The following is a 21,662-nucleotide window of genomic DNA, read 5'->3' as shown; positions in this document are numbered from 1 at the left end:
GTGATGCCCTCCCTGGGCGCCGACATGGTCGAGGGCACCTTCATCGAGTGGCTCGTCCACCCGGGCGACCGGGTCAGGCGTGGTGACGTCATCGCCGTGGTCGAGACGCCGAAGTCCGCCGTCGAGGTCGAGTGCTTCGAGGACGGCACCGTCGCCGAGCTGCTCGCCCGCGAGGGCGACGTCGTGCCGGTCGGCGGGGTGCTCGCCCGGCTCGAGACCGCCGCCGTGCCTGCTGCAACCGTGCCTGCCGCCGCCGTGCCTGCCGCCCCCGTGCCCGTCGTGCGCCCCGAGCCGGGCCCGCCAGTGCCGGCACCCGCGGCGCACGTGCCTCCCGTCTCGCCGGTGCTGCGCCACCGGGCCCACGAGCTCGGCATCGACCTCGCCACCGTCACGGGCACCGGTCGGCACGGCGCCGTGACGCGCAAGGACCTCGAGCGCGCCGCGGCCACCCCGACCCCCAGCACACCCCAGCCCTCCGAAACCCCTGAGCGCCAACGTGTGTCACCCTACGCACGCCGGCTGGCACGCGAGGCGGGGACCGCGCTCGACGGCATACGGGGAACCGGTGCGGCGGGTGCCGTCATCGCGGCGGACGTGCGCCGCGCGGCGGCTCCTGCGCGTCCGGAGCCAGAGGCGCCAGAGGCGAGGGCGGCTGCGGCCCCAGCCCGCCGCGCTGACGCCGACAGCATGCGCCAGAGCATCGCGGCCCTCATGACGGTGTCGAACCGGGAGATCCCCCACTACTACCTGAGCACCACGATCGACCTGACCGCGGCGCTGGAGTGGATGCGCGCGCGCAACCGCGAGCTGCCCGTCGAGCAGCGTCTCGTGCCTGCGGCCCTCATGCTCGTGGCGGCCGCCCGGTCCGCGCGGGCGGTGCCCGACCTGAACGGGCACTGGGTCGACGGTGGGTTCCGCCCGAGCGGGTCCGTCGACCTCGGCCTCATCCTCTCGCTGCGCCGGGGCGGGCTGCTGGTGCCCGCCATCGCCCGGGCCGACAGCCTGGGCGTGCCGGAGATGATGGCCGCGGTGCGGGAGCTGACCAGCCGCGCCCGGGCCGGACGGCTGCGCGGCTCGGACCTGGTCCAGCCCAGCATCACCGTCTCGAACCTCGGCGACCAGGGCGTTGAGAGCGTGCTGGGCGTCATCTACCCGCCGCAGGTCGCCCTCGTCGGGCTCGGGGCCGTCTCCGAGCGACCGTGGGCGGTCGACGGCCTGCTCGGCGTCCGGCCGCTGGTGACCGCGACGCTGGCAGGTGACCACCGCGCCAGCGACGGCGCGGTCGGCGCCCGGTACCTCAAGCACCTCGACCGACTTCTGCGCAAACCGGAGGAGCTATGACACCCGACCAGGCCCGCGACCTGCTGGAGCAGTCGCTGCGAGCCATCGTTCCCGAGGCGGACCTGAGCGGCCTGCCCGGCGACACCGACCTGCGCGAGAGGTACGAGCTGGACTCGCTCGACTTCGTCGAGGTCGTGGAACGCCTCAGCCAGGGCGCCGGCTTCCGCGTCGAGGAGGACGAGGACCTGCGCACCATCGACGCCATCGTCGGCCTGCTCAGTCGCGGGACGCCGCACCCCGTCTGACCCACCGTCTGGGCCGCACCTGCCACCGGGCGCCGGCGGTGCCGCGCCCGGCCCGGGCCAGCAGGACGACCGCGGGCAGGAGCAGCGCAGCGCCGGTGGCGAGGGCCGCGCGCACCGTCCAGCGGGTGCCCACCCAGCCCAGCAGTGGCCCACCGCCCCATTCTCCGGCGCTGCCCGCGACGTTGGCGATCGACAGCACCGTGGCCCGCGTCGAGGAGTCGCCGATGCCGAGGTTCAGCCACGTGCGGAAGGGCGCGGAGGCCAGCGACCGAACCACGGTCGTCGCCCAGTAGGCCGCGACGGCCACCCACAGCCGGTCCGCGAGCGCGAAGCCCAGCGCACAGGCGACGAGCACCGCGTGCAGCACCACCAGCAGCCGCGCCAGCCGCGCCGGGCCGAGCCCCTCGATCCGCGCCACCAACGGTGCCGCCACCGCGAAGGAGATGACCAGGGTGCCGGCGGCGAGCACGCCGAACCACGCGACGTCGTCGAACCCGAACAGCGGCGGCAGTCCGACGTCGAGCAGCAGGTGCGCCTCCCACAGGCGGTCCCACCCCTCGCTCCAGGCCCCGAGCGCGGCGACGATGCCCAGCACGGCGAGCAGCACCGGGCGGGCGGCCACCTCGCGTCGCCCGGCGGCCACCGTGGCCAGGGCCGACCGCAGCGGCCCGACGGCCCCGGACGACCGGGGCTGGCGGGCGTGACCGCGCTCGGGCATCGCCACTGCGAGGAAGAGACCCAGCACCGCCGCGACGGCGCCCGCACAGAGCAGGGGCAGGCGGAGGTCGACCGTGGCGAGCGCGACCGCAGCGATGATGCCCGCCAGCCCTGCCACGCGCTCCACCTGTGCGCCGCGCTGGTATGCCGCGCCGAGCCGCTCCGGTCCCACCTCGTCGGCCAGCCAGGCGTCCTCGGCTCCGCTGCGGAAGGTCCAGCCGAACCCCCACAGCGCCATCGCGGCGAACACCGCCGGCGCACCCTCCGCGATCCCGACGCCGACCATGCCGAGCCCGCAGGCCAGCGCGGACACGACCAGGGACAGTCGGCGCGAGTACAGGTCGGCCAGGACGCCGGTCGGCACCTCCGCGAGGAAGTAGGCGACCTCGAGGGCCGTGCCCGCCAGCACGAGCTGAAGCGGCGACAGGCCCACCTCGCGCACCAGGAGGACCGCGGCCGTCGTCCACGAGAGGGTGCCCACGAAGGCCCACGCCCCGGCATACACGAGCCAGGTCCGGTGGGCGTCGAGGCGGCGCGGTGGCACCTGAGGAGTATGGGCGCCGGCCGGCCCGGCAGCCACGGCTTTTGGCTGACGCGACCTTGACGCCGCCTGCTGGTCGATAGGGTCGGGACGTGCCGCACCTGGCCCGTAGGGGGCCCCTCGTCCCCACGCTGCGCGATCTCGCCGACGCCGGCTGGGGGCTGCTCACCACGAGCCTCGGCCTGGGGGCGGCGATCGCGGTCGTCGACGGCGCGACCGCTGACGGGCCGCTGCCGGTGATGCTCGTGGCGGTCGCCGTGTCGACCGGCGACCTCCTGCTGCGCCCCGGGCTGCGGCTGCTGGCCCTGGGTGTGGGCGCCGTCGGCGCCATGGTGGCCGGCCTGGTGGTCCAGATGCTCATCGCATGGGCGGCGCTCGCCCTGGTGCCGGGCATCGGCGTCGCCGACTGGCGGGCCGTGCTCGCCGTCGTCGTCGTCGCCTCCGCCATCATGGCCCTCGGCCGCTGGCTGGTCGGCGCCAACGACAGCTCGTACGTGCTGGGCGACATCTTGCGCAGGGCCCGCTCCCACGAGCGGGCCCGGGAGCGGGAGGGCGAGGCGGCGCTGCCCACCGAGGCGGGGCTGCTGGTGGTGCAGCTGGACGGCCTGTCCCACACCGCGCTCCGGCAGGCCATCGAGGGCGGCCTCGCGCCGACCATGGCTCGCTGGCTGCGCGAGGGCAGCCACCTCCTGACCCCCTGGTGGTCGCGGGTGCCCTCGACGACCCCAGCCGCGCAGGCCGGCCTGCTGCACGGCAACAGCCACCCCGTCCCCGCCTTCCGCTGGTGGGACAAGGACCTCGGGCGCCTGGTGGTGGCCAACCGCCCGCAGGACTCCGCGCTGGTCGAGTCGCGCGTCAGTGACGGCAACGGCCTGCTGGCCCACGGCGGCGCGGCCATCAGCACCATGTTCTCCGGCGACGCCCCGACGCGTCTGCTGGTCATGAGCGCGGCCGGCAGCGGCGGCGGCCTTGGGCCGGGGCCGAGCTTCCTGCGCTTCTTCGCCAGCCCGTTCGTCCTCTCGCGGGCGCTCAGCCGCAGCCTCGTCGAGATGCTCAAGGAGCTCTACCAGGGCAGGCGGCAGCGGGTGCGCCAGGTCGTACCCCGGGTCCGGCGTCGGGGGTGGTACGTCGTGCTGCGCGGCATCAGCAACGTGCTGCTGCGCGACCTCAACGTCTCCCTCGTCGCCGAGCACCTGGTGCGAGGCACGCCGGCCATCTACGTCAACCTCGTCGACTACGACGAGATCGCCCACCACGCGGGACCGAGCAGACCCGAGGCGCTGCGCGCCCTGGAGGGCCTCGACGGCGTCCTGGGCCTGCTCGAGCAGGTGGTGCGGGCCTCGGGGCGGGCCTACCGCATCGTCGTGCTCTCCGACCACGGCCAGAGCCTGGGCGCCACCTTCCGCCAGATGGAGGGCGCCGACCTCGCGACCATGTGCCGCCGGCTGCTGCAGGTTCCGGACAGCGAGTCGGTCGAGGCCTTCGAGGGCGAGGCGTGGGGCCCGGTGAACACCCTGCTCACCACCCTGCTCAACACCCGCCCCGCCCGCCGCACCGTCGTGGTCGGCCCCGACCGCCACCTCCCCGAGACCGCGGCGACGGCGCGGCTCCCCGAGCTCGCGGTGATCGCCTCCGGCAACCTGGGCATGGTGTGGTTCCCGCGGCTGCCGGGCCGGCTCACGCTGGAGGAGATCCACGAGCGCTGGCCCCGGCTGGTCCCGGGCCTGGTCAACCGCAGGTCGATCGGGGTGGTCATCGCCGAGACGGAGAGCCGCGGTCCGGTGGCCATCGGCGTGTCCGGGCTGTGCCTGCTGCGCGACGGCACGGTCGAGGGCGACGACCCCCTGCCGCAGTACGGCCCGCACGGTCGCGAGGACCTGCTGCGGCTGGCCGGGCTGGCCAACACCGGCGACCTGGTCATCGTCTCCTCCGTCGACCCTTCCGGGCAGGTGCACGCCTTCGAGGAGCAGGTCGGCTCGCACGGCGGCATCGGAGGGCAGCAGAATGAGGCCGTGCTCCTCCATCCCGCCGACCTGCCCCTGGACCGCCGGGCGCCCCTGGTGGGGGCGGAGACGGTGCACGAGCAGCTCGTGGCGTGGATGAGGCAGCTCGGGGTGCGCCCGTGAGCCTGCGTGTCACCTGGCTGGGCCACTCGACCGTCGTCCTCGACATCGACGGCGCCCGGCTGGTCTCGGACCCGCTCCTCGAACGCCACGCGGGGATCTTGCGACGCCGGTTCGAGACACCGCGCGCCCACGCGTGGGAGGGCGCCGACGCGGTGCTGCTCTCCCACCTGCACCACGACCACGCCCACCTCGCCTCGCTCCGGCAGCTGTCCGGCACACCGGTGCTCACCGCTCCCGCCTGTGCGGGGTGGCTCGAGGGCAAGGGCATCGACGGCGGCACCGGGCTGGAGGGCGGGGAGTGGGCCACGGTCGGGGTGCGGTCGCAGGCACGGGTGCGCCTGGTGCGCGCCGTGCACGCGCACCGGCCCATGCCGCACCGCCCCAACGACGCCCACGGCCACCTCGTGCAGTCCGCCACGGCGACCGTCTGGGTGGCCGGCGACACCGAGCTCTACCCCGACATGGGCGAGCTGGCCGCGCTGGCCGGCGCCCCGATCGACCTCGCGGTGGTGCCGGTGTCGGGCTGGGCCCCCCGGCTGTCGGGCGGCCACATGAACCACGAGGAGGCGGCCCGGGCGTGCGACCTCGTCGGCGCGCGGTACGCGATCCCCGTGCACTGGGGCACCCTGCACGTCCCTGCGGGCAAGCACCTCCCCCGCGGCTGGATGGACCGGCCGGGGCTGGCCTTCGCCCGCGACGTAAGGCGCCTGGCTCCGGACTGCGAGCCGGTCGTGCTGCACCCCGGCGAGTCCTGGGCACTGGGCGACTGAGACCCCGAGACGAGCAGACCCGGGCGAGCCCACCGGCGGTGTTCCCGAGCCACCGGACCTATCGGGACAACCGGGGACCCATGGGGACATCCCGGGAGGCCGGCGCGGCGAATTCTGGTGCCTGCCAGGGCCTATGGCCCCTGTTTGACGGACAGGACCCTCATCCATATTGCACAGTGCAGGGGAAGGACCCGACGCCGGAGCAGTCCGGCTTGACCTGACGTGGAGTGCCCGTGACCCCCGACCAAGCACGCGCGACCTACCTCAAGGCGGTTCGCGCCGTCGCCCCGGAGGCCGACCTCGCCGCCGTCCGTGCCGGCGCCGACGTCCGGTACGTGTGCCGCCTCGACCAGGAGCGCTTCCGGCGGTTCGTCACCACGCTGAGCGACCTGGCGGGCTTCGAGGTCCACCTCGACGACGCCGACGCGGACAGCCTGTGGACCATCCACGAGGGAGTCCGGTTCCTGGTGAACGAGTCCTCGCGCATCACCCTCCTCGGACTGCACCCCGTCGGCTGACCGGAGGCGCCGTGGCCACCGCCGCTGCCAGGAAGCGACCGACGGTCGCCGCGCGGCGGTCAGGCTACGTGGCCGCCGCCCTGATCAACGGCCTGCTCCTCTACCTCGTCAACCGGCGCCCCGGCTGGGAGGCCGTGCCGTTCCTGACCGCCGAGACCGAGCAGGTGCTCGGGCTGGTCAACGCCTCGATCGTCGCCGGCGTCGCCGCGAACCTCGTCTACCTCGTCGCCGACCCACCGCGCCTGCGCTCCCTGGGTGACCTCGTGACGATCAGCATCGGCCTGGCGGCGATGGTGCGGATCTGGCAGGTCTTCCCGTTCTCCTTCGACCCCGACGGCTTCCCGTGGGACACGCTGTGCCGCTGGGTTCTCGCGGTCGGCATCGTCGGCAGCGCCATCGGCATCGTCGCCGCGCTGGTCACATTGGTGCGGGGCACCCACCGCTGACCGGCGGAGGGTCGGACCATGCGGTGGACCTACCTCGACAACCTCAAGGTGGTCCTCATCGCCGGGGTCATCGCACTGCACGGGCTGCTGAGCTACTCGCCGCTGGAGGTGTGGCCGTACGCGCTGGTGCGCGAGACCACCCTGGCCGAGCCCAGCCACGTCGCGGCCCTCGCGGCGGCGGGGCCGTTCGCCATCTTCCTTATGGCCCTGCTGTTTCTCGTCGCAGGCCTGCTGACGCCGGGAGCCTTGCGCTGCAAGGGTGTCCGCCGCTTCGTCCGCGACCGCCTCCTGCGCCTCGGGGTGCCGTTCCTCGTCTTCGTCGCCCTGGTGTGGCCGGTCCTCCTCTACGCCCTCTACCGGCCCCTGGGTCACGTGTCCGGCTCCTTCTGGACCGAGACACGCCTCAACGTCCCCGACACCGGGCCGGCCTGGTTCATCGGGGTGCTGCTGGTGCTCTCGCTCCTGTATGCCGCGTGGGCGGCGCTGCGCGCCCACCGCGCCTGGGCGCGGCGCCGGCGCCGTCCCGTCACCGCCGGGTCGCTGGCCCTGCTCGCCACCGCTGTCGCCGCCGCCTCGTTCGTCGTCCGGCTGTGGATCCCCTACGCCAGCGAGGCGCCGCTGGACCTCAACGAGTGGCAGTGGCCCGAGTGCGCCGGGCTCTTCGGGCTCGGCGTGGTGGCCGCCGGGCAGGGGTGGCTCGAGGTGGTGCCGCGCCCGCTCGCCCGCAGGGCCGGGCAGGTGACGGGAGCAGCCGTCCTCGGCGCCGCGGCATACGTCGGCCTGGCCGGGCCGCTCGGCATGGACTTCGCGGCCCTGACCGGCGGACTGCGTTGGGAGTCAGCGGTCTTCGTGGTGCTGGAGGGCGTGCTCACGGTCTTCGGCTCGGTCTGGCTGCTGGCGCTGGCACAGCGCCGGCTCGCCCGCCCCCGCCCGCGCGGCACCGAGCTGGCCCGGTGGTCCTACCCCGCCTTCCTGGTCCAGGGTCTCCCCCTGCTCGCCCTGGCCGTGGCGCTGCGCCCGGTGCCGGCGCCGGCCGAGGTCAAGGCGCTGGTCGTCGCCGCGGGTGGCGTGGCGTCGTCGTTCGCGCTGGCCGCCCTGCTCGTCCGCGCGCCCGGCGTGCGCCAGGTCGTGTGAGCCCGAGTGCCGGGCTAGGACTTTTGGGTGTGCGCCGCGCCGTGACGCCCTGCCTACGGTGGCGCCATGGACATCGAGCAGCTCCTGAGCCAGGCCACCGACGCCGCCAAGGTCTCCCGCGTCTTCGGCGAGCCGATCCATGAGGGCGACGTGATGCTCGTGCCCGTCGCCCGCGTGCGCGCCGGCGGGGGTGGTGGCACCGGCACCGGTCCCGACAACGAGGGCTCGGGCAGCGGGGGCGGTGGCGGGTTCACCGCCGAGCCCGCCGGGGTCTACGTCGTCAAGAACGGTGAGGTCACCTGGCGCCCGTCGGTCGACGTCAACCGGGTCGTCCTGGGCGGGCAGCTGGTGGCCATCGTCATGTTCCTCGTCCTGCGCTCCCTGATCCGGCGGCGGTGAACGAGACCTGAGTACCCGCGCCCATGACAGGGCGGCCCCGACGGGTCCACCCTCTGCCCATGACGAACCACCGCAGCCGCATGCCCTACGTCTGGGCGCTGGGCCTCCTGTGGGCCCTGCCCGCCGTCGTCTTCGCGGCCCTGCTCCTCACGGCGCCCGACCACAACAGCAGCGGCCAGTGCGAGGGAATCGGCTTCGGCTGCACCCTCACGCCGTATGACGGGACCGTGTTCCTCGCTGCTCTGTCGACACCGGTGCTGCCACTCGCGGGAGCGCTGGCCTGCCTGACCATCTGGCTGCTCCGGCGCCGCGCGGACCGCAGAGGGTGACGTGACCCGGCGCGGCTTCAGGCCGTGAGCATGGGTGCCCCGCTGCGCACCGCCTCGACGAACCGGGCGTGGTCGCGGGCGTTCACCTCGGCGTAGGAGTCGGCGAAGGATGCCATCGCCTGCGCGAACTGCTCGTCCTCGCCGAGGTAGGCCGCGATGGCGATGCGGTCGCCGGACCGGGCATGCGCCCGGGCCAGAGTCCACGCGCAGACCTCGGCGTAGAGGCGCAGGCCCTTGGGGACCATGTCCTCGATCGTGGCCGAGCCCTTCCAGTCGTGCAGCTGCCGGATGTAGAAGTCGCGGATCTTCTGGTCGAGACCCATGGCGCGCTGCCAGCCCAGGAACATGTCGCTTGCCGCCTGCATGACCCGCTGGCCCGCGACGACGCGCACGCCCTCGTGCCGCTGCTTCGGCAGGCCGAGGTGCGCGGCGACCACCGACGGCTGCGCCTCCTTGACCTGGAGCAGCAACGGGTCGCCGTCGTCGCGTCCGCGCATCAGCACGACCCAGCAGCGGGTGCCGACGCTGCCGACCCCGACCACCTTGCGGGCCATGTCGACGAACGAGTACGAGCGCGCCAGCTCACGGTGACCGGGAGCGAGCGAGTCGGCGTAGTCCCACAGCAGGTTCTCCATCGACTCCTCGAGCTCGTCGCGCGTGACTCCCGGGGCCAGCTCGGCGACCGGGACCAGCAGCGGCGGGTCGCTGTTGATGCGGCGGACCCCGTCGACGACCTGCGTCAAGGTCGCCACCGAGCGGAGGTGGTCGCGCCCCATGGCCTTGGCGATGACCTTGTCGAACCGCTTGCTCGCCTTGGCGTCGATGTCGTCGGCGAGCAGGCTGCGCAGCTCGGTGACGGACACCCGGGCGTACCAGACCGCGAGGTTCCCCTGGACGGCGAAACCGTTCATCGCGTCCTGGTACCGGCGCGCGGCGGCGACGACGACCTTGCGGTTCTGCTTCTCCGTGAACCCGTTGGACCTCCCGGCCACCACCAGGCTCGCCACCAGTCGCTTGACGTCCCACTCCCACGGCCCGGGGCTGGTCTCGTCGAAGTCGTTGATGTCGAACAGCAGGTTGCGCTCCGGGGAGGCGAACATCCCGAAGTTCGCCAGGTGGGCGTCACCGCAGAGCTGCGCGAAGAGCCCGGTGTGGGCGCTGGGGGCGAGGTCCGCGGCCATCACGGCCGCACCCCCGCGGTAGAAGGCGAACGGCGAGGCCGACATCCGTTCGTTGCGCAGGCCGACCAGGTCGGGCAGGCGTGAGGGCAGCTGCTGGGCCAGCACGCTCACGGGGTCGCGGTCGGCGCGCAGGTCCAGCGCCGCGTGGGCCTCGGGCGGGAGCCGCTTGCGCGCGGCCAGGCCCTTCGCCGCCCTGGCTTCCGGGGTCTCGAACACGTGCTGCTCACGCATCGGCTTTCTCCTGTCGGTTCGTGCCCAGCCTCCTGCCTCCGCGGGTGGGCCTGCCTCACCCCTGGGTGGTGAGCCGGCGGGTCACGCGTCCACCGCGAGGAGGGCCCACTCCCCCGGGATGCCCTTGAGCGTGCGGGTGCCTCGGGGGGTGAAGCCGATGCCCGAGCCGACGACGAGGTCGCGCACCGTGCTCGACACCAGCACCTCGCCCGCCCCTGCCGCGCCCATCACCCGGGCCGCCAGGTGCACCGCGAGCCCGCCGAGGTCGCCGCCGGGAAGGTGCTCCACCTCGCCCGTGTGGACGCCCACCCGCAGCTCCAGGGCCAGCGGCGCCACCGCCTTGTGCAGGGCGACGCCGCACCGGATGGCCCGTGCTGGGCCGTCGAAGGCGGCCATCGCGCCGTCGCCGGCGAAGTCGACCACCCGTCCACCGCCGCGCTCCACCTCGCGGCGCACCACGTCCTTGAACCCCTCGAGCAGCTCGCGCCAGCGCTGGTCGCCGAGGTCGGCCGCAAGCGCCGTGGAGCCCACCACGTCGGTGAACAGCACGCTGGTGACGAGGCGGTCGACGGGCTGGGCCGGGCGGGTGCCCGTGAGGAACAGCTCGATCTCGTCGAGGACGGTGTCGGTGTCACCGACGAAGAAGAGGTGGTCGTCGCCCGGCAGCTCCACGAGCGTGGCGTGCGGAAGGTGCTCCGCGAGGTAGCGGCCCATGGCGAACGGCACGAGCCTGTCGCCGCGCCGGTGCAGCACCAGGGCCGGCGCCTGGATCGTGGGGAGCAGGCAGCGGGCGTCGAGGTCGGCGTAGGACGCGAACAGGGCGCGGGCCATCGCCGGGCTGGCGGACGAGCGCTGGAGCCGGGCCCACCACTCGCGCATCTGTTGGTCCTGGGCACGCGAGGGCGCCCAGGCGGACAGCCCCACCCCGGTGCCCCACCGGTCGACCAGCCCGACCAGGTCCTCGAGCAGGGCCGGGTCGACGCCCTCGGGGTAGTCCGGCCCCACAGCCAGCCGGGCCCAGGTGCCGTACAGCACGATCGCCGAGGTCCGTTCGGGATGGCTCGCCGCGAACATCAGCGCCATGGTCCCGCCCTCCGAGACGCCGAGCACCGCGGCCCGCTCCATGCCTGCGGCGTCCATCACGGCGCGCAGGTCGTCGGCCCGCTCCTCCAGGGTCGGGGCCACCGCGACCGGGTCGGACAGGCCCGTGCCGCGCTTGTCGAAGATGAGGAGCCGGCTGAACGCGGCCAGTCGCAGCAGGAACCGGCGCAGGGCCGGCTGCTCCCAGGCCAGCTCCACGTGGGAGACGAAGCCGGGCGCGAGGACCACGTCGTGCGGGCCGTCGCCCACCACCTGGTAGGCGATCGAGAGGTCCCCGCTCCGGGCGTAGCGCGTCTGCGGCTCCACCCCGTCGATCATCCGCTGCCCACCCAGCGAGGGTCAACGCGCTGGGGTCGTCTCGTCCGCGACCGCGGACGCGCAGGCGTCGCGCGCGGCATACCAGTCCCGGATGCCCGTGGCGTCCGCCCCCTGGCGCAGCAGCGCGGCCATCACCCGCATCGGCTCGTCGGCGTGCCGGAAGAAGCGCTGGTAGCCGGTGCAGAGGTAGTGCAGGCCCGGCTCGCCGTCGGGTGTCGTCAGGAACCGGTCCTTGGGGCAGCCGCCGTTGCAGGCGAACCGCACGTCGCAGCTGCGGCAGTACGCCGGCAGGGTCGTGGACTTGGCCTCACCGAACGCCTGCTGCTGCGGTGACGTCGCGAGCTGCAGCAGCGTCCGGCCACCCCTGATGTTGCCCAGCAGGTACTTCTCCTCGACGTAGTGGTCGCACGAGTAGAGGTCGCCGTTGTGCTCGAGCGCCAGGGCGGAGCCACACGTCCGGGCGTGGACGCACATCCCCATCTGGTCCATGCCCATCCAGTGCGCGAGCGCGGTGTCGAACATCTGCACGAAGACGTCGCCGACGTCGTGGCGCACCCACTCCTCGAAGACCTCGACCAGGAACTGCCCGAACTGCTCGGCGCCGACCGTGCGGTGGGTGACGAGGTCGCCCTCCTGGCGGTAGAGCGGACGCTGACCACTGCGCCGGCCCCACCCGGCCTCGGCCAGCGGCAGCTGCTCGGCCGTCACCCGCTCCACGATGGGGATGAGCTGGATGAACTGCGCACCGAGCTCGTCGCGCAGGAACGTGTAGACCTCCCGGCCGTGGTCACCGTTGGCGGCGTTGATGGTCGTGAGGGCGTTCCACTCGACGCCGTGGCGCTGCAGGACGCCGAGGCCGCGCAGGACGCGGTCGAAGGTGGGCTTGCCGCCCTTGTCGACCCGGTAGGCGTCGTGCATCTCGCGCGGGCCGTCGATCGACAGCCCCACCAGGAAGCCGTGCTCCTTCAGGAACGCACCCCACTCGTCGTCGAGCCGGGTGCCGTTGGTCTGCAGGGTGTTGAGCACCCGCTGCCCGGGACGGCGGAGCTGCTCCTCGAGCGCCAGCGTCCGGCGCATGAAGTCCAGGCCCATGAGGGTCGGCTCCCCGCCCTGGAACGCGACGACCACCTCGTCGGCGCCGCCGTGGGCCGCCAGGAGCTGGCCGATGTATGCCGCGTGGACCTCCGTGTCCATGCGGAAGACGCCGTCCGGGTAGAGCTGGTCCTTCGAGAGGAAGAAGCAGTACTCGCAGTCCAGGTTGCAGATGGCGCCGGTCGGCTTCGCCATCACGTGGAAGGCCGCGGGTGCGGTCAGGCTCAACGCCGCCGGTCCCTGCGGTCCTCGCGCCGGTCACTGCGTCGATCGACCCCGTGGGCAACGACTGCGACCGTGCCCACCGTGGCGGCGGTGCGCGCCACGGGCGCTGGCCCGATGACGCCGCCCCTGCGTGCCCTGCGTGCTGCGAGTGGCATGTCAGTCCTCCTTCTCGTTGGTCTCGTCCGTCTTGTCCTCGGCGTCCTCGAGGTCGGCCTCCACAGCCGCGAGCAGCGCCTGGATCGGGATGCGTCCCGTGGCCACGAGCTGTCCGCCGGCGCGTCGCACGGCCGACGCGAACGGCGCCGCCCAGGAGTTCTCCCACACGAGCAGGGCCGCGCTGCTGCCCGGCTCGACGGCTTCGGCGACGGCCTCGACGTCCTCGGCGCTCAGCAGCGTCGCGAGCGCTGCCTCATACGCCCGCAGCGTCCCGAGCTCGCTCTCCTCGAGGTCGCTGAGCTCGTAGAAGTCGAGACTGCCGTCCTCGCCCTTCTTGATCAGGAGGAGGTCGAGCACCCGGATGGTGCCTGCCTCCACCAGCTCGTCGAGCGCCGGGGCGATCTCGCCCTTGAAGCGGCTCCCGGGAAACTCCACCACCAGCCAGTCGACGGGGCCGAGCTCGTCAACGGACTCAGCGGTCTCCCGGCTCAGCTGGTCGGTCATGGTCATGCCTCCTGCGCTCAGGGGAAAGGACCTGGGAAGCGGTCCTCGCGGTCCTGCCATGCTCTGCCCGGCGCCTAAGCCCCACATCACCCCCTCGGGGTGAGAGGGTGCCCTCGTGCACGAGAACAAAGCGCACAAAGCAGACGCCAGGCAGGACCGTTCATGACGCCGACCCGCCCCCACGACGACCCTGTCGCCGCAGCCCTGCGCCTCACCCTCGAGCGGTACCCGTGGCGCAGCTTCACCCCGCAGCTGCTCGCCAGGCTGGCGCTGGCCCAGTGGGACCGCCACGCGGTGGAGCGGCTGCTGGCCGGCGTGCCGGGCGCCTCCCCCGGTCTGTGGCGCGAGGTCGAGCCGGCGCCGGCCGACGACCCGCGCGCCGACGCCCTCGTGGCGTTCCTGACGGCACACCGCTGGACCCACCTCACGGCGAGCACCGTCTGCCGGCAGCTGGTCGGGCTGCTCGAGAGCGTGCCCCGCTAGCGCCGCAGCACCTCACCCCCCTCGGGTGATGCCGAGGGACGCCCAGTCACCCGACGGTGGAGCGAACGCTTCCACAGAAAGGTGACTCCCCCATGTCCTTCACGGAGTACGAGCCGGGCACCAGCTTCCCCGGCGTCATCGGACGCACAGCTGACGAGTCGGTCCCTGCCTGGCCCCGGCCGGTGCGCGCCGTCGCGGGATCGCCCAACGTCGTGATCGTCGTGCTGGACGACACCGGCTTCGGGCAGCTCGGGTGCTACGGCAGCCCGATCGCCACGCCGAACCTGGACCGGCTGGCCGCGCGTGGCCTGCGCTACAACAACATGCACACGACGGCGCTCTGCTCCCCGAGCCGCTCCTGCATCGTGACCGGGCGCAACCACCACAGCAACGCCATGGCGTGCGTCACCGAGGGGGCGACCGGCTACCCGGGCTACAACGGGTCGATCCCGTTCGAGAACGGCTTCCTGTCGGAGATGCTGCTGCAGCACGGTTACAGCACGTACATGGTCGGCAAGTACCACCTGCTGCCGAGCAGCGAGGAGACCCCCGCCGGTCCCTACGACCGCTGGCCGCTCGGTCGAGGCTTCCAGCGCTTCTACGGCTTCCTCGGGGGCGACACCAGCCAGTGGGACCCCGACCTCGTCTACGACAACCACCAGGTCGAGCCGCCGAGGACACCGGCGGAGGGCTACCACCTCACCGAGGACCTCGCCGACAAGGCGATCGAGTTCATCGCCGACGCCAAGCAGATCGACCCGGGCAAGCCCTTCTACCTGCACTTCTGCCCCGGCGCCACGCACGCTCCGCACCACGTGCCGAGGGAGTGGGCGGACCGCTACCGCGGGGCCTTCGACGACGGGTGGGAGGCCTACCGCGAGGGCGTCTTCACCCGGCAGAAGGAGCTCGGCATCGTGCCCGAGACGGCGGAGCTGTCGCGGCACGACCCCGACGTGCCGGAGTGGGGCACCCTCAGCGCCGACCAGCGCCGGCTCTACGCCCGGATGATGGAGGTCTTCGCCGGCTTCCTCTCCCACACCGACCACCACATCGGGAGGGTGCTCGACTACCTCGAGGGCATCGGTGAGCTCGACAACACCCTCGTGATGGTGATCTCCGACAACGGCGCCAGCTCCGAGGGCGGACCGACGGGCACGACCAACGAGGCGCAGTTCTTCAACAATGCCCCGGAGCCGTTCGAGGACAGCCTGGCCGCCATCGACGAGATCGGCGGCCCCAACCACTTCAACCACTACCCGTGGGGCTGGACCTGGGCCGGGAACACGCCGTTCCGCCGCTGGAAGCGTGAGACGTACCGGGGCGGCACCTCCGACCCGTTCATCGTCAGCTGGCCACAGGGCGTCAGCGCGACGGGCGAGGTGCGCCAGCAGTACACCCACATCATCGACATCGTGCCGACCGTCCTCGAGCTGCTGGGCATCGAGCCGCCCCGGACGATCCGCGGGGTCACACAGTCACCCCTGCAGGGCGTGAGCTTCGGCTACTCCCTGGGCGATGGTCAGGCGGAGAGCCGCCACCGGACGCAGTACTTCGAGATGCTGGGGCACCGTTCGCTCTACCACGACGGGTGGCGCGCGGTCTGCCCCTGGCCGGGCCCGTCCTTCGCCGAGGCGGGCAAGGGGTTCGGCGAGCCGATCTCCGCGGTCACGCTCAGCGACCTCGACGCGCACGGCTGGGAGCTCTACCACGTCGCCGAGGACTTCGCGGAGTGCCACAACGTCGCCGACGGCAACCGCGACACCCTGATCGCGCTCATCGCCACCTGGTACGCCGAGGCCGGCAAGTACGACGTCCTTCCCGTCGACGGCAGCGGACTCGCCCGCTTCGCGGCGGACAAGCCCCTCGTGGCGCCGCCCCGCAGCTCCTACACGTTCTACCCCCACACGCAGTCGGTGCCGTTCTTCGCGGGGCCGCGCCTGCTCAACCGCCCGCACAGCATCTCGGCGGCGGTCAGCATCCCCGAGGACGGGGCCGAGGGCGTGCTGCTGGCCCAGGGCACCGGCGCCGGCGGGTTCTCCTTCTACGTCCAGGACGGGCGCCTGCACTACGTGCACAACTGGGTGGGCCGTGAGCTGTTCGCCGTCGCCTCCAACGAGCCGGTGCCCTCCGGCGACCACGAGCTGCGGTTCGAGTTCGAGCCGCGGGGCGAGCCGGACCTCGCCAAGGGCCATGGCATGCCCGGCCGCTTCCAGCTCTACGTGGACAACGAGCTGGTCGGGTCCCGGGATGTCCCCTGGACCACGCCCTTCGCATTCAACCCCGGCGCCCTGACCTGCGGCGCCGACCCGGGCTCGCCGGTCACGACGGCATACGCTGCGCCGTTCCGCTTCACCGGCAGACTGCACAAGGTCACGGTGGACCTCTCCGGCGAGCTGATCCAGGACAAGGAGAGCGAGCTGCGCGTCGCCATGGCCAGGCAGTAGGCACAGATGAGCCAGACCATCGTGCTGGTCCTTGCCGCCTCGATCTTCCTCTGGGGCGTCATCTCCGCTCGGCTCGAGCGGGCCGACCTCACGGCCCCGATCGTCTTCATGGCGGTCGGGGCGGTGCTGGCCGGCGTCGGCGCGGTCGACGGACCATCGGCGCCCGAGACGGTCAAGCCCCTGGTCGAGATCACCCTCGTGTGGGTGCTCTTCTCTGACGCCGCCCGCCTCAGGCTGCAGGACCTTCGCACCGACCTCGGTGTGTGCGTGCGGCTGCTCGCGATCGGCCTGCCGCTGACCATCCTGCTGGGATGGGGTCTGGCCGCCTGGTTGTTCCCGTCGCTCGGTGTGTGGCTGGCGCTGCTGGTGGCGGCCGCCCTGGCGCCCACCGATGCCGCCCTGGGGGTGCCGGTGGTGACGAACCCCGTGGTGCCCTCACGGGTGCGGCGCCTCATCACCGTCGAGAGCGGCCTCAACGACGGCATCGCGACGCCGGTGGTGATGATGGCGATCGCGGGTGCAGCCGCCGCCGAGTCGCTGCCGGAGAGCGCGGGTCTGGGCGATGCAGCGGTCCAGCTCCTGATCGGCGCGGGCGTGGGGATCGCCGTCGGCGCCGGCGGCGGATGGCTCCTGCGCAGGGCCCGTCGCGCCCACTGGGCCTCGGAGGAGTTCGCCGGCATCGCGGTGCTCGCCCTGGCCCTGCTCTCCTACGTGGCGTCGACGAGCGTGGACGGCAACGGGTTCGTCGCGGCCTTCATGGGTGGGCTCGCCTTCGGCGCCACGGCCGGGCGGCGCGGCCCTGCCGAGCTCATGTTCCTCGAACAGGCGAGCGGCCTGGTGTCCCTGCTCGTGTGGCTTGCCTTCGGCGCCATCGCCGTGCCGATCGTGGTCGACGACCCCGACCCCACCACCTTGCTGTATGCCGTGCTGAGCCTCACGCTCGTGCGGATGGTCCCCGTCGCGCTGGGCTCCCTGGGGGCCCGGCTCGACCGCGAGACGGTGCTGTTCATCGGCTGGTTCGGGCCGCGGGGACTGGCGTCCCTGGTCTTCGCGCTGCTCGCCCTGGAAGAGCTCGGACCGGGCGCCGAGGAGGCGGTGTCGGTCATCGCCGTGACCGTCTTCCTCAGCGTGCTGGCCCACGGCGTCAGCGCGGGCCCCCTGGCCGCCCGCTACGGACACCGGCAGCGCGCCGCCGGAGCGGGCGCGCCGCACGGTGAACCCACCGCGGACCTGCCGGTGCGTGGCCTGCCCCGCCGAGCCCAGGTGCCGCCCCCGAGCTGAGCGGGCACGTCGGTCTACGAGGAGGCGGGCAGCTGCGCGGTCAGCGCGTCGGTGAGCAGCGCCACCAGGGCCTCGAGCTGGATGTCGGCCGAGGACGACACCTCCTCGTCGGAACCGTCGAGCGCGCGGGCCGCCAGCCCGGCCTTGCTGTCGATGAGCTGGGCGATCTTGGTGTCCATCGTCTGGGCGGCGATGATGCGCCATGCCGTGACGGGGTCGCCCTGGCCGATGCGGTGCACGCGGTCGATCGCCTGGGTCTGCTCCGCGTCGGTCCACGACAGCTCGGCCAGCACCACGTTGGAGGCGACCTGCAGGTTGAGGCCGACGCCGGCCGCGGTCAGCGAGCACACCGCGACCGCGACGTCGGGGTCGGTCATGAAGGCGTCGACCTGCTGCTGGCGCACCTTGGAGGTCTGGTCGCCGCGGATCGAGGAGTAGCGGATGCCGCGCTTGGCGAACAGCTCCTCGGCGGCGTCCATGACGTCAACGTGCTTGGCGAAGAAGACGACCTTGCCGACGCTGCGGGCCAGCTGGGCGGCGTAGTCGGCGGCGAGCTCGGCCTTGGCCCGGCCGATGCGGCGCAGCATGCCGAAGACGTTGCCGTCGGCCTTGCTCGCGTTCGCCTCCTCGCGCTCCCAGGTGGCCACACGCCGCACCAGGTCGTGGTCGATGCCCTCGACGGGCGCGCCGGTGCCGCGGGCGGCCAGCGCGCTCTCGTAGCGCTGGACCAGGCGACGGGCCAGCTCGCGCTCGGCGGCGCGGATCGACCGGCCCGCCTCGTCGTCGAGCTCGACCGGGAGGTCGGCGATGCGACGGGCCGGGATGTCGGAGGCCACGTCGACCTTGCGGCGCCGGACGATGCCGAGGTCGATGACGCTCGCGCGGGCCGACGCGTAGAAGCCGGCGTCGGCCGGGCTCAGCCCGACCTCCTCGAGCTTCTCCATGAGGCGGGGCCGCGGCTGCTTGTCGTCGATCCAGCCGAGGAACTGCCAGATGGCCCGGAAGTCCTCGATGTCGTTGATCAGGGGGGTGCCGGTGAGCGCCATCAGCAGCGGGTTGGCGGTGCGCTGGCGGATCCGCTCCGCGAGCTGGAGCACGTGCTGCGAGCGCTGCGAGGACTTGTTCTTGATGAAGTGCGCCTCGTCGACCACCATGCCGCGGAAACCGAGGTCGCCCAGCCAGCCGACGTGCCGGTCGAGCACCTCGTAGTTGACGACGATGATGTCGGCGAAGCCGTCGATCGTGTGGCCGTCGCCATGGATGACGGTGGCCTTGTGCTTCGGCGTCCACAGCTGCGCCTCACGGGCCCAGTTGGCCTTGACGACGTTCGGGACGACCGCGAGCAGCGGGTAGGCGTCCGCAGCCTGCGCCGCCAGCAGCGCCTGGGCGGTCTTGCCCAGGCCCGGCTCGTCGGCGAGGAGGAAGGTGCGGTGGCCCTCGCGGGCCGCCTCGACCACCTGCGCCTGGTGGTGCATCAGCTCGTGCCCCCCGGGCGCCTGGAGCGAGGTCGGCTCGGGCAGGTCCATGCAGGACGAGCCGCCGCCCTCCTCGAAGGAGCGGAACAGCGGGCCGAGCAGCTCCCAGCCGGAGAGTCTCCCGTGGCGGACCCGGCGCTGCGGGACGGCGGAGAAGTCGGGGGCGAGGAAGGGGTTGGCGAGCTGGCGGGAGACCACTGACTGGGGCACGACGCGCCGCTCCGCGGGGGCCGTCGTGACGGTCTGCTCCGGCTCCGGCTCAGGCTCCGGCTCGGGCTCCATCCCCGCGGCAGCGAGCATCTCCTGCCGCAGCGCCTTCGCGGCGCCGGCCACGACGGCGTCCTCGGCGAGCAGCGACAGCAGCGAGGTGTCGCGGGCCGCGGTCTTGGCGAGGATCGTGGCGATGCCGTCGAGGCGCTTGAGCTGCTCGGCCCGCTGGCCCTCGGTCACCGTCGCGTCGTCCTTGAGGCGGGCGCGCTCCTCGCGCACCAGCAGCGCGATGACCTGGAACTTGGTGCGCGACGACGGCCGCAGGCGACCGCGCTGGGCCGCCCCCTCCACCTCGCGCACCGCCTTGGCGAGCACGGGGAAGAGACCCTCGTCGTCACGCTCGCGGTAGCGCCGCTGCGCGCGGGGTGCGGTGCGGGTCGCGCCGGCCTGGCGCTGGCCTCGTTGAGCCAAGAACTCCTCCTCAGGGGTGCCGCGGCGTGCAGGTGGGAACACGGCATACCCGTGTCCCCCGGCCCTGCGGCCGGGGCGCTGTGTCAGCGAAGGGGAACGGGCCGGCTGGGCACTCCCAGCGGGTCTCCGTCGCGATGACCAGCAGAACGCGCTGCCAACGACGACCGGATGCGACCCTCGACGGACCGTCCAGCGGTGACCCCCGGCTCCTCGTCGACGACGAGCTGCCCGCCGCCGAGGCGGCGCACTGGCGTGGGCCGGGTCCCCTTCACCACCGATAGTACCGCCCGATGCCCCTCCCGGCCGAGTCGCCGTGCGGCAAAGGTCCGGTATGCCGCGGACCACGTGCCCCGCCGGGCTCCCGGACCGAATGGGGTTTGGCCAATCGGTCGGTGGTCCTCCCCCGGGCGTGTCACGCTTCGTCAGGAGAGCTGTGGGGGTACCCGGCACGGGAGAGGGGCCAGCTGACCATGGGCGGAGCCGACTTCGCACACACACTGGTGGCGCTGGCCCTGCTGCTCGCGGCCGCCCACGGCGTCGGCCACCTGTTCACCCTGCTGCGCCAGCCGCGCGTCATCGGCGAGATCGCCGGAGGCCTCGTGCTGGGCCCGACGCTGCTCGGGTACCTGTGGCCCGACCTGCAGGCCCGCGTGTTCCCGACCGAGGGGTCGGTCGCGGCGGTGCTCGGCTGGGCCTCACAGCTCGGGCTTTTGCTGCTGATGTTCTGCTCGGGCGCCGAGATGCGCTCCCTCTTCCGCCGCGACGAGAGCCGTCTGGTCGGCCTGGTCACCGTGACCGGCGTGGTGCTGCCGTTCGCGGCAGGCGCGCTGCTGTTCAGGTTCCTGGACTCCGAGGAGCTGCTCGGGCCGGCCCAGAACGGGACGGCCCTGATGCTCGTCTTCGGGCTCGCGATCGCGGTGACGAGCATCCCCGTGATCTCGAGGATCATGCTCGATCTCGGCGTCATCGAGTCGTCCTTCGCCCGGATCGTGCTCGGGGTGGCGGTCATCGAGGACGTCGTGGTCTACGTGGTGCTCGCCCTCGCCCTCGGCATGGTCAGCGTGGAGGGCAGCGCGGACTTCGGTGTGCCCGGCCTGCTGGGCCTGGAGGCCGGCAGCACCGGCAGCATGGTGTTCCACGGGCTCGCGACGCTGGCCGTCTTCGCCCTCATGCTGACCCTCGGGCCGCGCGGCTTCCGCTGGACCCGGCGCCAGCGCTGGAACCTCGTGGCCAGCAGCAACCCGCTCGCCTACCTGCTGCTGTTCATCTTCGGCGGGGCGCTGCTGTGCATCGCGCTGGGGGTGACGGCTCTCTTCGGCGCGTTCCTGGCCGGCATCGCGGCCAGTGCGGCCAAGGGGCCGAAGGTCGTCGCCGCCAGGGAGTCGATCCGGTCGATCTCCTTCGCCTTCTTCATCCCGGTCTACTTCGCCACCGTCGGCCTCCAGCTCGACCTGGTGCGTCACTTCGACATCGTGTTCTTCGCCTGGTTCCTCCTCTTCGCCTGCCTCGCGAAGTCCGGCAGCGTCTACCTGGGTGCCCGGCTGGCCGGTGAGGGATCCCGCGCCTCGCGCAACCTGGCGATCGCCACCAACGCCCGCGGCGGCCCCGGCATCGTGCTCGCCTCGGTCACGTATGCCGCGGGCATCATCAGCCAGGAGTTCTACGCAGCCCTGGTGATGCTGGCCCTCGTCACCTCCATGCTGGCCGGCACCTGGCTCGGCCACATCGTCCGCTCCGGGCGGCCGCTGCGCCCGGACGACCGGGCGACGTTGCCACGGGCCGGTGTCCCCGGGGGCCCCAGCACCCGCAATTGACGTACGTCGTGCACTAGCCCGCGGACTAGCCCGCACGGGCCATATTTTTCCCTTGCGACACAACGAAATCGGCGCGTTTCCGGACACTTCGGCGACCATTTGCCGCGGTG

The 21,662-nt window shown here is 72.9% G+C and carries 19 protein-coding genes; 13 read left to right on the top strand and 6 right to left on the bottom strand.

Annotation, left to right across the window (positions count from 1 at the left end; genetic code table 11):
• The first annotated feature begins 3 nt into the window (after positions 1–3).
• Together P0Y31_RS14130 and P0Y31_RS14125 are read left to right on the top strand one after the other, a co-directional pair.
• On the top strand, positions 4–1,341 hold the full coding sequence (locus P0Y31_RS14130; protein WP_275870526.1) for a dihydrolipoamide acetyltransferase family protein: 1,338 nt from the start codon (positions 4–6) through the stop codon (positions 1,339–1,341).
• Complete coding sequence (locus P0Y31_RS14125; RefSeq protein WP_275870431.1) at positions 1,338–1,586, top strand: phosphopantetheine-binding protein; 249 nt, start codon at positions 1,338–1,340, stop codon at positions 1,584–1,586. The genes P0Y31_RS14130 and P0Y31_RS14125 overlap by 4 nt, the downstream gene beginning before the upstream one ends.
• On the opposite strand, the gene P0Y31_RS14120 is transcribed toward P0Y31_RS14125, so the two are convergent.
• The gene (locus tag P0Y31_RS14120; protein ID WP_275870429.1) at positions 1,558–2,847 is read right to left on the bottom strand and encodes an MFS transporter; all 1,290 of its coding nucleotides are present in this window, start codon (positions 2,845–2,847) and stop codon (positions 1,558–1,560) included. The two genes, P0Y31_RS14125 and P0Y31_RS14120, sit on opposite strands and share 29 nt — an antisense overlap.
• 89 nt (positions 2,848–2,936) lie before the next feature.
• On the opposite strand from P0Y31_RS14120, the gene P0Y31_RS14115 reads away from it, so the two are divergent.
• The 7 genes from P0Y31_RS14115 to P0Y31_RS14085 all read left to right on the top strand — a co-directional run bounded on the left by P0Y31_RS14115 (position 2,937) and on the right by P0Y31_RS14085 (position 8,566).
• The gene (locus P0Y31_RS14115) at positions 2,937–4,970 is read left to right on the top strand and encodes an alkaline phosphatase family protein (RefSeq protein ID WP_275870427.1); all 2,034 of its coding nucleotides are present in this window, start codon (positions 2,937–2,939) and stop codon (positions 4,968–4,970) included.
• Positions 4,967–5,740, top strand: coding sequence for an MBL fold metallo-hydrolase (locus P0Y31_RS14110; protein WP_275870425.1), 774 nt, complete (start codon positions 4,967–4,969; stop codon positions 5,738–5,740). The genes P0Y31_RS14115 and P0Y31_RS14110 overlap by 4 nt, the downstream gene beginning before the upstream one ends.
• A 233-nt stretch (positions 5,741–5,973) precedes the next feature.
• A complete protein-coding gene (locus tag P0Y31_RS14105; protein ID WP_275804523.1) occupies positions 5,974–6,258 on the top strand; it encodes a hypothetical protein in 285 nt (94 codons plus the stop codon).
• A gap of 11 nt (positions 6,259–6,269) precedes the next feature.
• Positions 6,270–6,704, top strand: a complete 435-nt coding sequence (locus P0Y31_RS14100; RefSeq protein ID WP_275870423.1) for a hypothetical protein — start codon at positions 6,270–6,272, stop codon at positions 6,702–6,704.
• An 18-nt stretch (positions 6,705–6,722) separates the two neighbouring features.
• Positions 6,723–7,838 (top strand): acyltransferase, encoded by a 1,116-nt coding sequence (locus P0Y31_RS14095; protein ID WP_275870421.1) that lies wholly within the window; start codon positions 6,723–6,725, stop codon positions 7,836–7,838.
• Positions 7,839–7,904: 66 nt separating this feature from the next.
• Positions 7,905–8,237, top strand: a complete 333-nt coding sequence (locus P0Y31_RS14090; RefSeq protein WP_275870419.1) for a spore germination protein GerW family protein — start codon at positions 7,905–7,907, stop codon at positions 8,235–8,237.
• 59 nt (positions 8,238–8,296) lie between these two features.
• Positions 8,297–8,566 carry a hypothetical protein gene (locus P0Y31_RS14085; RefSeq protein ID WP_275870417.1) on the top strand — a complete coding sequence of 90 codons (270 nt, stop codon included), beginning with the start codon at positions 8,297–8,299 and terminating at the stop codon, positions 8,564–8,566.
• Between the two features lie 17 nt (positions 8,567–8,583).
• On the opposite strand, the gene P0Y31_RS14080 is transcribed toward P0Y31_RS14085, so the two are convergent.
• The 4 genes from P0Y31_RS14080 to P0Y31_RS14065 form a co-directional block, all read right to left on the bottom strand.
• Complete coding sequence (locus tag P0Y31_RS14080) at positions 8,584–9,978, bottom strand: DUF2252 domain-containing protein (protein ID WP_275870416.1); 1,395 nt, start codon at positions 9,976–9,978, stop codon at positions 8,584–8,586.
• An 81-nt stretch (positions 9,979–10,059) separates the two neighbouring features.
• The gene (locus P0Y31_RS14075) at positions 10,060–11,397 is read right to left on the bottom strand and encodes an adenylate/guanylate cyclase domain-containing protein (protein ID WP_275870414.1); all 1,338 of its coding nucleotides are present in this window, start codon (positions 11,395–11,397) and stop codon (positions 10,060–10,062) included.
• 21 nt (positions 11,398–11,418) lie between these two features.
• Positions 11,419–12,717, bottom strand: a complete 1,299-nt coding sequence (locus P0Y31_RS14070) for an anaerobic sulfatase maturase (RefSeq protein ID WP_275870412.1) — start codon at positions 12,715–12,717, stop codon at positions 11,419–11,421.
• Positions 12,718–12,870: 153 nt separating this feature from the next.
• Positions 12,871–13,374, bottom strand: coding sequence for a DUF6325 family protein (locus P0Y31_RS14065; protein ID WP_275870410.1), 504 nt, complete (start codon positions 13,372–13,374; stop codon positions 12,871–12,873).
• 162 nt (positions 13,375–13,536) lie between these two features.
• On the opposite strand from P0Y31_RS14065, the gene P0Y31_RS14060 reads away from it, so the two are divergent.
• The 3 genes from P0Y31_RS14060 (at position 13,537) to P0Y31_RS14050 (ending at position 17,582) form a co-directional block, all read left to right on the top strand.
• Positions 13,537–13,857: a hypothetical protein gene (locus tag P0Y31_RS14060; protein ID WP_275870409.1), complete on the top strand. Its 321-nt coding sequence runs from the start codon at positions 13,537–13,539 to the stop codon at positions 13,855–13,857.
• 92 nt (positions 13,858–13,949) lie between these two features.
• Positions 13,950–16,301 (top strand): arylsulfatase, encoded by a 2,352-nt coding sequence (locus P0Y31_RS14055; protein WP_275870407.1) that lies wholly within the window; start codon positions 13,950–13,952, stop codon positions 16,299–16,301.
• Between the two features lie 6 nt (positions 16,302–16,307).
• Complete coding sequence (locus P0Y31_RS14050; protein ID WP_275870405.1) at positions 16,308–17,582, top strand: cation:proton antiporter; 1,275 nt, start codon at positions 16,308–16,310, stop codon at positions 17,580–17,582.
• 14 nt (positions 17,583–17,596) lie between these two features.
• Here the strand turns inward: P0Y31_RS14050 and P0Y31_RS14045 are convergent, their stop codons facing one another.
• A complete protein-coding gene (locus tag P0Y31_RS14045; protein ID WP_275870403.1) occupies positions 17,597–19,738 on the bottom strand; it encodes a DEAD/DEAH box helicase in 2,142 nt (713 codons plus the stop codon).
• A 470-nt stretch (positions 19,739–20,208) separates the two neighbouring features.
• Between P0Y31_RS14045 and P0Y31_RS14040 the strand changes: the two genes are divergently transcribed.
• Positions 20,209–21,552 carry a cation:proton antiporter gene (locus P0Y31_RS14040; RefSeq protein WP_275870401.1) on the top strand — a complete coding sequence of 448 codons (1,344 nt, stop codon included), beginning with the start codon at positions 20,209–20,211 and terminating at the stop codon, positions 21,550–21,552.
• Positions 21,553–21,662: the final 110 nt, after the last annotated feature.

This window comes from Knoellia sp. 3-2P3 (assembly GCF_029223115.1).
Taxonomy (GTDB): Bacteria; Actinomycetota; Actinomycetes; order Actinomycetales; family Dermatophilaceae; genus Pedococcus_A.
This window is presented reverse-complemented; position numbering and strand designations above follow the sequence as displayed.